This window comes from Janthinobacterium sp. OK676 (assembly GCF_900103595.1).
Lineage (GTDB): Bacteria > Pseudomonadota > Gammaproteobacteria > Burkholderiales > Burkholderiaceae_D > Janthinobacterium.
The window spans coordinates 180,784-195,281 of sequence record NZ_FNHA01000010.1 but is presented as its reverse complement, the minus strand read 5'-3'; the positions used below and the strand labels follow the sequence as shown (position 1 = coordinate 195,281).

13 protein-coding genes are annotated in these 14,498 nt (G+C 60.8%); 3 read left to right on the top strand and 10 right to left on the bottom strand.

The features are described from left to right. Positions 1-108 precede the first annotated feature (108 nt). The gene (locus BLU39_RS19795) at positions 109-1,467 is read left to right on the top strand and encodes a family 43 glycosylhydrolase (protein WP_092716033.1); all 1,359 of its coding nucleotides are present in this window, start codon (positions 109-111) and stop codon (positions 1,465-1,467) included. A gap of 9 nt (positions 1,468-1,476) precedes the next feature. Here BLU39_RS19795 and BLU39_RS19790 read toward each other — a convergent pair whose 3' ends face one another. Then, on the bottom strand, positions 1,477-1,920 hold the full coding sequence (locus BLU39_RS19790; protein WP_092716030.1) for a response regulator: 444 nt from the start codon (positions 1,918-1,920) through the stop codon (positions 1,477-1,479). 288 nt (positions 1,921-2,208) lie between these two features. Here BLU39_RS19790 and BLU39_RS19785 point away from each other — a divergent pair, with 288 nt between their 5' ends. Together BLU39_RS19785 and BLU39_RS19780 are read left to right on the top strand one after the other, a co-directional pair. Then, positions 2,209-4,314 (top strand): TonB-dependent receptor family protein, encoded by a 2,106-nt coding sequence (locus tag BLU39_RS19785; RefSeq protein ID WP_092716028.1) that lies wholly within the window; start codon positions 2,209-2,211, stop codon positions 4,312-4,314. Positions 4,315-4,596: 282 nt separating this feature from the next. Further along, positions 4,597-5,046, top strand: coding sequence for a hypothetical protein (locus tag BLU39_RS19780; protein ID WP_092716026.1), 450 nt, complete (start codon positions 4,597-4,599; stop codon positions 5,044-5,046). A 498-nt stretch (positions 5,047-5,544) separates the two neighbouring features. Here BLU39_RS19780 and BLU39_RS19775 read toward each other — a convergent pair whose 3' ends face one another. From BLU39_RS19775 to rbfA, 9 genes are all read right to left on the bottom strand, one after another. Then, entirely contained in the window at positions 5,545-5,925 is a 381-nt protein-coding gene (locus tag BLU39_RS19775) for a hypothetical protein (RefSeq protein WP_092716024.1), read from the bottom strand. Positions 5,926-6,083: 158 nt separating this feature from the next. Further along, positions 6,084-6,656, bottom strand: a complete 573-nt coding sequence (locus BLU39_RS19770) for a hypothetical protein (protein WP_092716021.1) — start codon at positions 6,654-6,656, stop codon at positions 6,084-6,086. A 168-nt stretch (positions 6,657-6,824) separates the two neighbouring features. Further along, complete coding sequence (locus BLU39_RS19765) at positions 6,825-7,151, bottom strand: energy transducer TonB (RefSeq protein WP_092716018.1); 327 nt, start codon at positions 7,149-7,151, stop codon at positions 6,825-6,827. An 81-nt stretch (positions 7,152-7,232) separates the two neighbouring features. Continuing rightward, positions 7,233-8,993 (bottom strand): methyl-accepting chemotaxis protein, encoded by a 1,761-nt coding sequence (locus BLU39_RS19760; RefSeq protein WP_232731317.1) that lies wholly within the window; start codon positions 8,991-8,993, stop codon positions 7,233-7,235. 519 nt (positions 8,994-9,512) lie between these two features. Next, entirely contained in the window at positions 9,513-9,974 is a 462-nt protein-coding gene (locus tag BLU39_RS19755) for a hypothetical protein (RefSeq protein WP_092716014.1), read from the bottom strand. Beyond that, entirely contained in the window at positions 9,974-10,969 is a 996-nt protein-coding gene (gene dusA / locus BLU39_RS19750) for a tRNA dihydrouridine(20/20a) synthase DusA (RefSeq protein ID WP_092716012.1), read from the bottom strand. The genes BLU39_RS19755 and dusA overlap by 1 nt, the downstream gene beginning before the upstream one ends. Before the next feature lie 119 nt (positions 10,970-11,088). Then, positions 11,089-12,921 (bottom strand): translational GTPase TypA, encoded by a 1,833-nt coding sequence (gene typA / locus BLU39_RS19745; protein WP_092716010.1) that lies wholly within the window; start codon positions 12,919-12,921, stop codon positions 11,089-11,091. Positions 12,922-13,128: 207 nt separating this feature from the next. Beyond that, on the bottom strand, positions 13,129-14,064 hold the full coding sequence (gene truB, locus BLU39_RS19740; RefSeq protein WP_092716008.1) for a tRNA pseudouridine(55) synthase TruB: 936 nt from the start codon (positions 14,062-14,064) through the stop codon (positions 13,129-13,131). A 2-nt stretch (positions 14,065-14,066) separates the two neighbouring features. Continuing rightward, complete coding sequence (gene rbfA / locus BLU39_RS19735) at positions 14,067-14,483, bottom strand: 30S ribosome-binding factor RbfA (RefSeq protein WP_092716006.1); 417 nt, start codon at positions 14,481-14,483, stop codon at positions 14,067-14,069. Between the last annotated feature and the right edge of the window lie 15 nt (positions 14,484-14,498).

Below are 14,498 nucleotides of genomic sequence, written 5' to 3'. Positions count from 1 at the left end.
CCCGCCCCGGTATCGCTTCCTGTAAAAAATTCATTAGTGCAAATTTGACCATCGCCCTACTCTGGGGTGCGGCCTGGACCGCCCCATAAAAACAGTACGGAGACAACGATGAAGCAAATCCTGGCAGCACTGTGCCTGATGTTCTGCGCCCATGCGCAAGCAATCAACCTGACGGGCGTGCCGAACGCGCACGACCCCGGCACCCTCACGCGCGACGGCGACACGTATTTCAATTTCACGACGGGCGACGGCATCTGGTATTCCACCTCGACGGACTTGCTGAAATGGTCGGCCGGCCCCGCGCCCGTGTTCAGCATGCCGCCGGCCTGGATCGCCAACAAAATCCCCAACTTCAGCGGCTCGTACTGGGCGCCGGACGTGATCCACATGAACGGCTACTACTATTTGTATTACTCGGTCTCCACCTTCGGCACGTCCGTGTCGGCCATCGGCGTGGCCCGCTCGGCCTCGCTGAAAAACCCGAGCTGGACGGATCTGGGCATCGTCGTGCAATCGTATGGAGGCGGCGCGGAAATCAATGCCATCGACCCGGCCCTGTTCCGCGATTACGATGGCAAGGTCTACATGTCGTATGGCTCGTTTTTCGGCGGCATCGGCGTGACGGAAATCAACCAGGCCACGGGCAAGACAAGCGGCAACGTCACCACCATCCTCGGTGGCGGCGGCAAGGATATCGAAGCGCCCTATATCACGCGCGACGGCGAGTACTACTATCTGTTCGCCAACCGCGGCAAATGCTGCCAGGGCGCCGCCAGCACGTATTACGTGGAAGTGCAGCGCGCCAGCAGCGTGACGGGGCCGTACAGCGGCACGCGCACGGTGCTGCCCAACCTCGACGGCAAATACAAAGGACCGGGCCATATGGGCGTGCTCAAGCAGGATGGCTGCAACTACACGTCGATCCACTATTACGACGTCAACGACAACGGGACGGCCAAGCTCGATATCTTAAAAATGACGTATGAGGGCGGCTGGCCCAGCCTGACGCGCAATTTCACGGTCGCCAGCTGCGGCGGCATCTCGGACGGACCCACGGTGCTGCGCTCGCGCCTGAGCGGCAAGGCGCTGGCCGTGGCGGGCGCCGGCACGGCGAATGGCGCGCTGGTGCAGCAGCAAACGTATACGGGAGCAAAACACCAGCAATGGTATGTGGTGGGACATGGCGACGGCTACTATAGCCTGATCAATGCGAACAGCCTGCTGGGCCTGGACGACTACAACAATTCGACCACGGCCGGCACGAATATCGCGCAATGGAATTACTGGGGCGGACTGGGCCAGCAATGGCGCTTCGCCAGCCCCGCAGCCGGCTACCAGACGATCAGCAACCGCTACAGCAACCTGACCCTGGACGTATTGAATCTGAGCACGGCGGAAAACGCGCAGATCATCCAGTGGAATCTGACCAATGCGAACAACCAGCAGTGGTCGCTGAGCAGGCCTTAGGACGGAGGCCTAGCCCGCCAGCACCGACTGTACCGTCGTCGCCAGGTCTTCCAGGCGCACGGGTTTGACGAGGAAGTGGCGGAAGCCCACGGCCAGCGCGTCGTCCATGTACATGGGCAGGCTGTGGCCGGTGACGGCGATCAGCACGGCGTTGGCCGTTTCGGGATTGTGGTGCAGGCGGCGGCCGATTTCGATGCCGCTGATGCCGGGCATTTCGATGTCGAGGTAGACGGCGTCGGGCACGCACAGCTTGACTTGCTCGACGGCCATCTGCCAGTTGCGCACCACCACGGCGTGGTGGCCCAGCGCTTCAAGCAGCATGGCCAGCGATTCGCCCACTTCCTGGTTGTCGTCGACCACCAGGAGATTGAGCTTGCGGGCGGCGGCAGGCCGCTCGGCCTGCCGGCGGTCAACGGAGGAAATGCCTGGTGTCGTTTCAGTTGTCTGGCTCATTGTACGTTCACGTCTGACGGCTGCAAAAGCGGGAGTATACAAGAAGCCTTCGCAATGCCGCCGCACCCGAGCAATGGTGCCAAGCGGCAATCCAAACCGCCCACCGTACCGCGCCAGCAACACTTCCCCATCCCACAGGCAGGCATATAGCCACTACGCAACATTCGCAATTGACGGATAAAATGAGAATCATTATCATTCTTATCCCCTTGCGCCGGATGTCCACGCCACGATGTTGTCGCGCCGCCCGATTGCCCGCGCAAACATTGTCACTACGGAGATCCATGCATGGCCGCCACATTTTCCACACTGCCCTTTTCGCTGCGCCCGTGCGCGCTGGCCATCGCCCTCGCCTGCCTGAACGCGCCCATCGCCGCGCAGGCACAGCAAGCCAATACCGCCGATAACGCCGGGCCCATCCTGGAATCGATCCAGGTCAGCAGCAACCTGCTGGGCACCAGCATGGCCGCCAGCACGAAGAATTTCGCGGGCGCCCGCACGGTGGTGCAAAAGGACGACATCGAAAACTCGGGCGCGACCAGCCTCAGCGACGTGATGCGCCGCATTCCCGGCGTGCAGATCAGCGACAACTCGGGCAGCGCCGGCAGCGCCATTTCCCTCAATATCGGCGTGCGCGGCCTGGCTGGACGCTATTCGCCGCGCAGCACGGTCTTGCTGGACGGCATTCCGATGTCGGTGGCGCCGTATGGCCAGCCGCAACTGTCGTTCGCGCCCGTCAGCCTGGCCAATGTCGAGACGGTCGACGTGGTGCGCGGCGGCGGCGCCGTGCGCTTCGGCCCGCAAAACGTGGGTGGCATCATCAACTTCAAGACCCGCCGCGTGCCCACCACGCCAGGCATCACGGGCGACGCCACCGTGCGCTACAACGCGTACAGCGAAGTGGGCCACAACACGCAGGCGAGCGTCTTTGCCGGCACCCAGCTCGACAGTGGCCTGGGCCTGGCGGTGCTGTATTCGGGCATCCGCGGCAGCGACTGGCGCGTGGGCAGCGATGAAAAAGTCAACGACTTCGCCCTCAAATTCCGCTACGACCTGAGCCCGACGGCCGAGGTGTACGCCAAGCTGTCCTACTACGACGTGACGTCGCGCACGCCAGGCGGCCTGACCGCCGCGCAATACAAGCAGGACCCGTTCCAGAACACGCGCCCGACCGACTTCTGGAGCGGCGAGCGCAAGGCCTTCGACATCGGCTACCTGAATGCCATGTCGAACACGCAGGAATTCGAGGTGCGCGCCTATTACAACAAGAGCTCGCGCGAAAGCACCCTGATCAGCGGAAAAAACCTGGGCCACCAGCCGCGCAACTATGAAACGACGGCCATCGAGCCCCGCTACACGCAACGTTTCATCACGGGCAAGGTATCGCAGGACGTCACCGTCGGCTACCGCTACCTGGCCGAACGGGCCGACGAGAGCATCTATAACGTCGTCATCGCCAGCGGCGTGCGGCAGGCGCCGACGCGCTTCGCCGACAACTCGACCGATGCGCAAGCCGTGTATATCGACGACAAGATCGCCATCGACGCGTGGCGCATCACGCCGGGCGTGCGCTACGAGCACATCAAGACGGAACGCTACAACCACTTGCCGACCGACCAGAAGATCGATCTGCTTAACAACAAGGCCCTGCCCTCGCTGAACGTGGCCTACTTGCTCAACAACAATGTGACCCTGTTCGGCAACTACAACAGCTCGTTTGGCGCCGTGCAAAATACGCAGCTCAATGCGCAATCGAGCAAGAACCCGCTGCAGCCGGAGCTGGCGAAAACGGCCGAGCTGGGCGCGCGCTGGAAGAGCGGCCAGTTGTCGGCCGAAGCGACCTTGTTCAACATCAAGTTCGACAACCAGATCCAGTCCATCGGCAGCGGCGAAAACGTCGTCTTCTACAACGTGGGCGCCACGCACCACCGGGGCCTGGAATCGGCCGTCGACTACCACTTCGACAAGTCCGGCCCGCTGGCCGGCTTGAACGCCTACGCCACCTACACCTATACCAAGGCGACCCTGCAGGATGGCGTGAACGCGGGCAACGACGTGCCCTTCTATTCGCGCACCACGGACACCATCGGCGCCCACTACCAGCTGGGCGCCTGGGGCTTCGACCTGTCCAGCAACCACCAGAGCCGCCAGTTCGCCGACGAAGCCAACACCGTGGCGGAAAACGCGGCTGGCAACTTGGGCGTGATTCCCGGCTTCCGTACCTGGAACACGCAAGTGAAATGGAAAGTACCGGGCCAGAATGGCCTGGAGCTGGTCGCCGGCGTCAACAACCTGGCCGACAAGCGTTATTTCACGCGCACCTCGGACGGCAACCTGGGCAAGCTGGTGGGTGCACCGCGCATGGTCTACCTGCAAGGGCGCCTGGCGTTCTGATCCCCTTGCGCAGCTGCTCCCGTCGAAGCGGAGCAGTCGCACACAAGCCGTCCCGGCGCGTGGCCGGGCGGCATTTTTCATGAAAAAAATAAGTGCACCACATCAATAAATGTTGCCATAAAGAATTAAATTGGCGCTACAATAGCAGGGTATCAAGCAATGCCCAGCATCGCTCCGCCAAGGCCCCTACCCCGCCTTGATCATCAGCACGCATTTATTGAACAGGAAGGCTGGCAACGCCGGCGCCATCTCCGCGCCTGGCACGGCCACCGCACACGCACCATGTCCGCAGAAAAAACCATTAGCGAAACAAGTTCCTACGGCAAGGAAACGCCCGTGGGACGTCCCGACATCGATGGCCGCGCCGGCATTTTCGTGCCCACGGCGGAATTCGACATCGACAACACCACCACCATCCGCAAGGGTGCGGGCATTGTCGGCTTCGGCAATCTCGATGGCACCCTGACCGTGTATTTCGAAGCGAACCGCTTCGACGAAAGCAATCTGCACAAGTGGGAACACAAGGCGCGCAAGGCCTACGACCGCATGGTCATGGGCGCGCCCACGGTGTCGAAGGCGAAGATCGATGCGCGCATGCTGGAACAGGTGGGCATCATCGATGGCATGGGCATCAATCTCAAGCACCCGGAACGCCTGACGCACTGGCTGGCGATCTCGAACGTGCCGGACACGGCGCCGGAAGAGCCGGTAGTGCGCTGGAAAAACCGCTAAGTCGCTGGAAAAACCGCTAAGTAATCCTCAGGAAATTATTGTGAAGTTATGACGAACAGAACCTGATGCTATGCAAGGCGCCCGCTGCGACGCAGTGCGAGCACTGCTAGCAGTGGGCAACGCCGCAGAGCGCAGGTTATGGAAGTCAGAAATCGCAATAATTTATTGGGGGTTACTCAGACGCCTGGAGAGCAAGGCGGGGCCTCACGCACGAGGTGTTGTCCTACATCGTGGCGGACATTCATCCGATGCCCAAAGGCATCATCTCATCCTATGATGAAAGCCTGACAACACACCTCATCCACTCAGGAGTACGACATGTCCCGCCTCATTCCGATCAGCTTTGGCGCCTTGCAAATAGGTCTGGCAGCGGCGGCGATGTACATCCTGTGCTCGGCGGACGTGTTGCACCAGGGTTCGGTGTATTTCCACTAGTAAAATGACAAAGCCGGGCAAGCAATGCTTGTCCGGCTTTGTCCTGCATGCCACCGCAACAGACTAGCGGCGGCCGTGGTAACGTCCATGCCCGCCCCAGCCGCCGCGGTGTCCACCGTAACGTCCAAAGCCAAACATGAAATCGAGCCCGATCGTCACGGGCGGATTGTAATAATACGGTTGCGGCGCGTACACGGGCGCCGGCACATACACGGGCTGCTGCACGTACACCGGCTGCTGCACATACACGGGTTCATTCGTATATTCCACGCGCGGTTCGCTCATCACGCGGCCCGACTGCACCGGCTCGGACGAGACCGTATGCCATTCATAGGGATTGTAGGCCCCTTGTGGCGCGCGCGACCCGTAATACGCGGGGCCGGGCGGCGCCACGGCGCAGCCACCCAGGGCGGCCAGCGAAATTACTGCCAACAGGGTTTTCATCGTCATTCTCCTCAACCAGTACTATTACTGCATCTAATTAAGTACTATAAGAAATTACGCCGGGCTTTGCTGCGCTTTTACCGATTGTTACACCCCGAAGCACGCCGCAACATGATATGTGGCAAAGCCGCCACAAGCGGCCCGCGCGGCATGTTTCCTCAAATAAATGGAATCGCGCAGGTATCGATGGCCTTGCCGGCCGCATCGTAGCGCTGCACGCACACCTGGTAGCGTACGCCATAATCGAGCTCGACTTGCTCGACCTTGCCATACTTCAATTTCCAGCTGGGCTGCACCTGTTGCCGCCCAGCCAGCGCGGCCACATCCTGAGGAATCGCCATCGCCGTCTGCATCTCGCCCTGGCGCGCATCCTGACGCCGCGCCACGTCGATCGACACATTCACGGCCAGGTCGACGCCGCCGTCCACATAGCTGAGCGTGGGAGACCCGCGCTGCGCCCGCATCACGCCCCAGGCGCAAGGCTTGGCGCCGGCCTCGCATTGCTTCAGCTGTGCCAGCGGAAAATATTCGGGGGCAATCTTGCCATTCTTGATGGGCCAACTGGTGCGCACGCCGTCGCGCTTGCCCGTCAGGGGATTGTCCCAGCTCAGGCTATTGACGACGGCCACGGTCTGCCCCTCCTGCAAGCCCACGGGCGTGCCCAGCGTGGCGCAGGCGGAAAGCAGCAAGCCGGTGGCGGCCAGGGAAGAAAGTGTCAGGATGCGCTGCATGGTAGGCCTCTTGTGGTGGGAGATCCCGAAGGTATGTTTCGAGGGTAACAGAATCGGCGGCAACAGTGCCGTTGGCTGGCGCACATAACACTACGGGCGGCACCCTTGCAGGCGCCGCCCGTATAGCGGATACGGCCATGCCGGGAGCGTGGCTCCCGGCGACGTGGATCAGTCCAGCTTCCAGGCGTAATCGACCTTGGTCCAGGTTTGCGCCGCGGCGCCATCCTTGGTGCCCGGCTTGAACTTGCACGCGGACAGGGCCTTGATGGCGGCCTTGTCCAGGTTCTTGAAGCCGCTGCTCTTCTCGACTTTCGAATCGGCAACGCTACCATCGGCATTGACGAGGAAAGACATCGACACGGTGCCCTGCTCTTCGTTCATCAGCGACGCTTTCGGATAGTCGGCCTTGCAGTTCTTGGCATCGAACGACGCCGGTACCTCGGCAGCGAAGGCCGTGGAAGAAACGGACACCAGCAAGGCTGCTGCAACACTCATAAAACGCTTATTCTCAAACATGTGCTTCCCCATGATTATCAGATACGGTATTGACTACTTTCTGTGCGCTGTTGGCCGCGCTTAAAACTCTTCCCACTCGTCATTACTGGTACTGCTGGCCGCTGCCGCCTTGCGTGGCGCCGCAGCAGCCACGGGAGCGGCCGCTTCCGTCTTGCGGGTCAGCGATTTCACCGGACGCAATGCCGGCGCCGGCTTGCGTACGGCCACCGGTGCGGCGGCCGCAGGGGCCGGCACATACGCGGCCGGCTTCTCTTCGCCTTCGACCAGTTTGAAGATGCTGACCACGTGGGCCAGTTCGGCCGCCTGGTCCTGCAAGCTTTGCGCCGCAGCGGCTGCCTGCTCCACCAAGGCCGCATTTTGCTGCGTCATGCCATCCATCTCGATGATCGACAGGTTGACCTGTTCGATGCCGGCGCTTTGCTCCTGGCTGGCACTGGCGATCTCGCTCATGATGTCGGTCACGCGGCGCACGCTGTCGACCACTTCGCCCATCGTCACGCCGGCCTGGCCGACCAGGCGCGTGCCGCGTTCCGTCTTCTCGGCCGAATCGTCGATGAGGATCTTGATTTCCTTGGCGGCGCCAGCGGAGCGCTGGGCCAGGTTGCGCACTTCCGACGCCACCACGGCAAAGCCGCGGCCTTGTTCGCCGGCGCGTGCCGCTTCCACGGCCGCGTTCAGCGCCAGGATGTTGGTCTGGAAAGCGATGCCGTCGATCACGCCAATGATGTCGACAATCTTCTTCGCCGATTCATTGATCGAGCTCATGGTGTCGACCACTTGCGACACGACGGAACCGCCCTTCAGGGCCACGTCCGAAGCCGTGGCGGCCAGCTTGTTGGCTTCGCGCGCATTGTCCGCATTCTGTTTCACGGTCGAAGTCAGCTCTTCCATGGCCGACGCCGTTTTTTCCAGCGCGCTGGCTTGCATTTCCGTGCGCGACGACAGGTCGATATTGCCGTCGGCAATTTCACGCGAGGCCGTGCCGATGGTTTCCGTACCGACGCGCACCTGGCCAACGATGCCCACCAGGCTGTTGCGCATTTCCTTCATTTCCGCCAGCAGGCTGGAATTGTCCGACGGTTGCGTGTGGATGCCGATCGACAGGTCGCCATTGGCGATGCTGCCGGCGATCGATGCCGTGTAGTCCGGTTCGCCGCCCAGCTGTTTCAGCAAGCCGCGGGTAATTACCAGTGCCGCCGCCACGCCCATCGCCACGGCCAGTACGCCGAGGATGATCATGAACAGGCGCGCGCTGTCGAAGGCCTTGCGGGCATCGGCCTGCATCTGCTCGTTGAGCTTGTCTTCCAGCACGGCCAGCTGCTCCAGCGCTTCCATCCATTTTTTCTGTACCGGGCGGATTTCCTTGATCATCACGCGCGTGGCGCCTTCCGCGTCATTGGCCATCCACAGCGCGGACGCCTTGGCGATGGCCGGCATGGCGGCCGCTTCGTATTCCTTGATCGAGCTCAGCAGGGCTTTTTCTTCAGGAGTCGACTCGACGGCGAACTTCTCTTCGAGCTTCTTCTGCGTTTCCTGATAGGTGCTCGTCTGCGTCTTGATACGCGCCATTTCCGGCTCCATATCGCCCGCGTCAGTCATCAGGGTGAGGATGCGCAGCGAGGTGATGCGGTCGCTGACGTTGCCACGCATGTCGATCACCAGGCGGGTGACGACGTTGTTGACATTGATCACGTGATCGAGACGTTCCTGGATTTGCGCCATGCGCGCGATGCCGAGGACGGTCACGGCCACCAGCAGAACCAGTACCAGGGCGAAACCCAGGCCCAGGCGGGTACCAACCTTCATTTTTGCTAAATTCATTTCGGCTCTTCGTAAATGAAACTATTGATAAGGATTTTTGCCCGGCACGACAAGACGAAGGCTGCGCAGCACCGGATCCGCCCTTACCCATTGGTATGCTGGCGGTATCCGGCCGCACGCAGCCCGGGGTACTTCCTGGTCTTTCAGCAGCCCTGGAAACGCCAGTGACTGCGAATGCAAACTTGTTCCACACGCTGAATTTTTGACACCGTTGATGTGAGATCAACATCAAACATTCATATGAGAAATATTTGTCTATAATCAATTATAGGTGTAAATTTTGCCTCAAAGCAAGCAATATGTACCCGAATAAATGGCTGATTAACTTTCTTCGGGGAAATGGCAACAACGCCGTTTCTTGCCTCTTAGAAATGCCCCACGACAGTGCGGGCATGCGCTGAAACAGCGCATTTACAACACATGGCATAGCCATATTGCATCGTTTTGGGAGGGGGACTCAGAGGAAGGGGAAGTGCGGACAATACCAGCGCACAGCAGCACCGGTATAGACAAGTTGGCTCAGCTGTCCCAGCTGCAATGCATCATATAGGCGTGACACTCTGTGCCGAAGACAAAGACGCTCCAGATGGCGCCCAATTGACCGGCCAGGCTGCGCTGGCCAGACGATACCAGTTGATACCAGCGGGGCTCGGCGCCCAGCAGTTCGGCCAGTTCGCGCTCGAAACCGTCATATAAACGGGTGTCGAGCGGCTGGCGGTCGGCCTCGCTCGCCGGGCGAACGCGTTCGAGCAGCCACTGGCGCGGCGTGCACGCGACGCCGCTGCACGCAACGCTCTCGAGCGGCTGCAGACGCAAGCCGTCCGGCGACACATCCAGCGCGCGGCACAGGGCATCGAACGATGCCTGCGGCGCGGCGGGTCCCAGATACGTGCAGAGCAAGTCGCTGCCGTCATCCTTGAGCGCGCTGACGGCTTGCAGATAGCCGTCGATGTGGCGCGCATGGCCGTGGAAATCGTCCATTACGCAGGCAAGGACAAGCGCGCCGCCGCTTCCAGCAGCAAACGCGGATCGCCCGACGCCAGCTTCTTGGAATCGGACAGGGTCTGGCGGAAGCCGCGCGCGCCGGGCAGATTTTGCATCAGGCCCAGCATGTGGCGCGTGACGCTGTTCAGTTTTAATCTCCCCGCTTCTTTTTCCAGCTGCGCACTGATATACGGAATCATCGCTTCGAGCACCTGCTCGCGCGTTTTGACGGGCGCGTCGTCGCCGTAATAGCGCTGGTCGAACTGCGCCATCACGTAGGGGTTGTGATACGCCTCACGGCCCAGCATCACGCCGTCCAGGTGCTGCAGGTGCAGGTCGATTTCATCGAGCGTCTTGATGCCGCCGTTAATGATGAACTCGAACTGGGGAAAATCGCGTTTCAATCGATACGCGTAATCGTATTTCAGGGGCGGCACTTCGCGGTTTTCCTTCGGGCTCAGGCCTTTCAGGATGGCGTTGCGCGCATGCACGATAAACGTCTTGCAGCCGGCGTCGGCCACGGTGCCGACGAAATCGCGCACGAAATCGTACGACTTGCTGTCATCGATGCCAATGCGGTGCTTGACGGTGACGTCGATGTCGACCACGTCGCGCATGGCTTTCACGCAGTCGGCCACCAGTTGCGGCTCGGCCATCAGGCAGGCGCCGAACGCGCCCTTCTGCACGCGCTCGGACGGGCAGCCGCAGTTCAGGTTGACCTCGTCGTAGCCCCACTGCTCGCCCAGTTTGGCGCTGGTGGCCAGGTCCTTCGGATCGCTGCCGCCCAGCTGCAGCGCCACCGGATGCTCTTCCTCGTTGAAGCGCAAATGGCGCTCCACGTCGCCATAGACCAGCGCGCCCGTCGTCACCATCTCGGTGTAGAGCCAGGTATGGCGCGTGATTTCGCGGTGGAACTTGCGGCAATGGCGGTCGGTCCAGTCCATCATCGGAGCGACGGACAGGCGGCGGGAAGGCAAAGAAGAGGAAGTCATGGTATCTACAAAAAACAGGGGCTGCAAATGACAAACCCGCTGCGCGCCTCACCGGTGAAGGAAAGGCGGAGCAACGGGCTTGAGCGCGGCATGGCCCGCAGGCCATGCTCTACAACAGATTACGAATCGCGCGACGCTTTTTTACGCTCGTGCTCTTTCAGGAAGCGCTTGCGCAGACGGATCGATTTAGGCGTGATTTCCACCAGTTCGTCGTCCTCGATGAATTCGACTGCGTATTCCAGCGACATCTGGATTGGCGGTACCAGGCGCACCGCTTCGTCGGTACCCGACGAACGCACGTTGGTCAGCTGCTTGCCCTTGATCGGGTTGACGACCAGGTCGTTGTCGCGCGAGTGGATACCGATGACCATGCCTTCGTACACTGGATCGTTGTGCGACACAAACATGCGGCCGCGGTCTTGCAGTTTCCAGATAGCGTAGGCAACAGCGGCGCCGTCGTCTTGCGAGATCAGCACGCCGTTACGACGGCCGGCCATTTCGCCACGGGTGTTGTCGACAGGCGCGTATTCGTGGAATACGTGGCTCATCAGGCCGGTGCCGCGGGTCAGGGTCATGAATTCGCCCTGGAAGCCGATCAGGCCACGCGCCGGGATCAGGTACTCGAGACGTACGCGGCCCTTGCCATCCGATTCCATGTTTTGCAGGTCGCCGCGACGACGGCCCAGTTCTTCCATGACGCCGCCCTGGTTGGCTTCTTCAACGTCGACGGACAGGTTTTCAAACGGCTCGTGGCGCACGCCATCGACCATCTTGAACACCACGCGTGGACGCGATACGGCCAGCTCGAAGCCTTCGCGACGCATGTTTTCGATCAGAATCGTCAGGTGCAGCTCGCCGCGGCCCGATACTTCGAAGATCGTGTCGTCGTCGGTTGGCGCCACGCGCAGAGCAACGTTGGCTTTCAATTCTTTTTCCAGACGGTCACGCAGCTGACGCGAGGTCACGAACTTGCCTTCGCGGCCAGCCAGTGGCGAGTTGTTGACCATGAAGTTCATCGTCAGGGTTGGCTCGTCGACGGTCAGCATCGGCAGCGCTTCAGGCGTGTCCAGTGCGCACAGGGTCGAACCGATGCCGATTTCGTCGATACCGTTGATCAGGCAGATGTCGCCGGCGACGGCTTCGTCCACCAGCACGCGCTCCAGACCCTTGAAGTTCAGCACCTGGTTGATGCGGCCTTTGATTGGCGTAGCGCCTGGGCCATTGATGACCAGCACGTCCTGACCAACTTTGACGGTACCGCGGTTGACGCGGCCAATGCCGATCTTGCCGACGTACGACGAGTAGTCCAGCGAGGTGATCTGCATTTGCAGCGGGCCTTCCGGATTGTCGTCACGTACTGGAACGTGTTCCAGGATGGCGTCGAACATCGGCTTCATGTCGCCGCCGCGCACGTCTTCGGTCAGGCCGGCATAGCCGTTCAGGCCCGAAGCGTAAACGATAGGGAAGTCCAGTTGTTCGTCGGTAGCGCCCAGTTTGTCGAACAGTTCGAACGTCTGGTTGATGGCCCAGTCAGGACGTGCGCCTGGACGGTCGATCTTGTTGACGATAACGATAGGCTTCAGACCCAGTGCCAGCGCCTTGCGCGTGACGAAACGGGTTTGTGGCATCGGGCCTTCCTGCGCATCGATCAGCAGCAGAACCGAGTCCACCATCGACAGAACACGTTCCACTTCGCCGCCGAAGTCGGCGTGGCCTGGGGTGTCGACGATATTGATGTGGGTGCCTTCGTACTCAACGGCGCAGTTCTTCGACAGAATCGTAATGCCGCGCTCCTTTTCCAGGTCGTTCGAGTCCATGACTCGGGTGTCGACCGCTTGGTTTTCACGGAAGGTGCCGGACTGGCGCAGCAGCTGGTCCACCAGCGTGGTTTTGCCGTGGTCAACGTGGGCGATAATGGCGATATTACGAATTGCGCGTTTTGTATTTGACATGGTCGTAGTAGTTACTGAAAAACTGCGGAGTGCGTACAAGATGTACGAGATACCCGAATGCTAATCTATTTCCGGAACCGCGTAGTATAGCATGTTGCGTTGCAACGCTATCTAAAAATGCTGGCGGCTCTTGCAGTCGGGGACGATTTGTTAAAAAAAGCGACACTGGTTCAAGAGTGTCGCTGGGTAATGTGACGTTGCCGTGACTTATTGGTGGGCTGTCGCAATCAAGCGTTCCGGCGCCAGGATGCTGTATTCCTGCAACTGGCCCGTGCCCAGCAGTTTGCTGTCGTGATACACGCGCACACGGCCCGGCTCGCCTGGTACGGCGACGTCTTCCTTGCCCAGCGCGATGCGCTGGCCATGCAGGAAGCGCTTGGCCAATTCTTCCGTCAGCTGGACGGCCGGGAAACTCGACAGCAAGGCGTCGACGGGAGCCAGCAAGCTCAGCGGTTCGACGTGCGCCGTCAGCTCATCGAGCGTGACGACGCCGTCAAGCGTCAGGTTGCCTACCTGCGTGCGGCGCAAGGCGTTCAGATGCGCGCCACAGCCGAGGGCATGGCCGATGTCCTCGCCCAGCACGCGGATATACGTGCCCTTGCTGCACATCACGGACAATTTCAGGAACGGGGCTTCGTAGCCGAGGAACTCGAGCTTGTGGATGGTCACCGGGCGCGCTTCGCGCTCGAGGGTGATGCCTGCCCTTGCATACTCATATAAGGGCTTGCCGTCTCTTTTCAAGGCCGAGTACATGGGCGGCGTCTGCAGGATAGGCCCGCGGAACCGCGCCAGCACGGCGTCGATCTGCTCCTGCGTGACGTTGACGTCGCGCGTTTCCAGCACTTCGCCTTCCGTGTCGCCCGTATCCGTCGTCTGCCCCAGGTGCACCAGCGTTTCGTAGGTTTTATCGGCTTCCAGCAAGTCCTGCGAGAACTTGGTCGCTTCGCCAAAACACAGCGGCAGCAAGCCCGTGGCGAATGGATCCAGGGTGCCCGTATGGCCCGCCTTTTTCGCGTTCAGCACGCGCTTGGCCTTGATCAGGGCATCGTTGCTGGACCAGCCCACGGGCTTATCGAGCAGCAAGACGCCATCGACCAGGTCGCGCACCCGCTTGATGCCGGGCGGTTTCTTCGGACCCGCCACTGTTATTGCTCGTCCGCTTCTGGTTTGACATCCGGCTCGGCATCGGCCGCGCGCGTGGCGTTGGCCTTGTCGATCAGCAGCGACATTTCCATGCCGCGCGAGGTCGAGCTGTCGTGCACGAAATGCAGCATCGGCAGGGTGTGGATGTGCAGGCGCTTGCCCAGCAAGCCACGGATGAAGCCGGACGCGGCCATCAGGCCTTCGGTGGTGTTCTTGATGGCTTCCTTGCTGTCTTTCAACATCGTGAAAAACACCTTGGCGTGCGCGTAGTCGGGCGTGATCTGTACTTCGGTCACGGTGATCATCGTGCCCACGCGCGGGTCTTTCAATTCGTAGGCGATGATTTCGGCCAGATCGCGCTGGATCTGGTCTGCCACGCGCAAGCCGCGCGCCGGCATGGTTTTGCTATGTTTAGCCATGATTATGCTGTCCTA

What these genes read in the sequence shown, in the direction of transcription:
- dusA (WP_092716012.1), bottom strand. Translation starts at nt 10,969, where the DNA reads ATGACTTCCTCTTCTTTGCCTTCCCGCCGCCTGTCCGTCGCTCCGATG.
- BLU39_RS19755 (WP_092716014.1), bottom strand. Translation starts at nt 9,974, where the DNA reads ATGGACGATTTCCACGGCCATGCGCGCCACATCGACGGCTATCTGCAA.
- BLU39_RS19795 (WP_092716033.1), top strand. Translation starts at nt 109, where the DNA reads ATGAAGCAAATCCTGGCAGCACTGTGCCTGATGTTCTGCGCCCATGCG.
- BLU39_RS19775 (WP_092716024.1), bottom strand. Translation starts at nt 5,925, where the DNA reads ATGAAAACCCTGTTGGCAGTAATTTCGCTGGCCGCCCTGGGTGGCTGC.
- BLU39_RS19770 (WP_092716021.1), bottom strand. Translation starts at nt 6,656, where the DNA reads ATGCAGCGCATCCTGACACTTTCTTCCCTGGCCGCCACCGGCTTGCTG.
- typA (WP_092716010.1), bottom strand. Translation starts at nt 12,921, where the DNA reads ATGTCAAATACAAAACGCGCAATTCGTAATATCGCCATTATCGCCCAC.
- BLU39_RS19760 (WP_232731317.1), bottom strand. Translation starts at nt 8,993, where the DNA reads ATGAATTTAGCAAAAATGAAGGTTGGTACCCGCCTGGGCCTGGGTTTC.
- BLU39_RS19785 (WP_092716028.1), top strand. Translation starts at nt 2,209, where the DNA reads ATGGCCGCCACATTTTCCACACTGCCCTTTTCGCTGCGCCCGTGCGCG.
- rbfA (WP_092716006.1), bottom strand. Translation starts at nt 14,483, where the DNA reads ATGGCTAAACATAGCAAAACCATGCCGGCGCGCGGCTTGCGCGTGGCA.
- BLU39_RS19790 (WP_092716030.1), bottom strand. Translation starts at nt 1,920, where the DNA reads ATGAGCCAGACAACTGAAACGACACCAGGCATTTCCTCCGTTGACCGC.
- BLU39_RS19765 (WP_092716018.1), bottom strand. Translation starts at nt 7,151, where the DNA reads ATGAGTGTTGCAGCAGCCTTGCTGGTGTCCGTTTCTTCCACGGCCTTC.
- BLU39_RS19780 (WP_092716026.1), top strand. Translation starts at nt 4,597, where the DNA reads ATGTCCGCAGAAAAAACCATTAGCGAAACAAGTTCCTACGGCAAGGAA.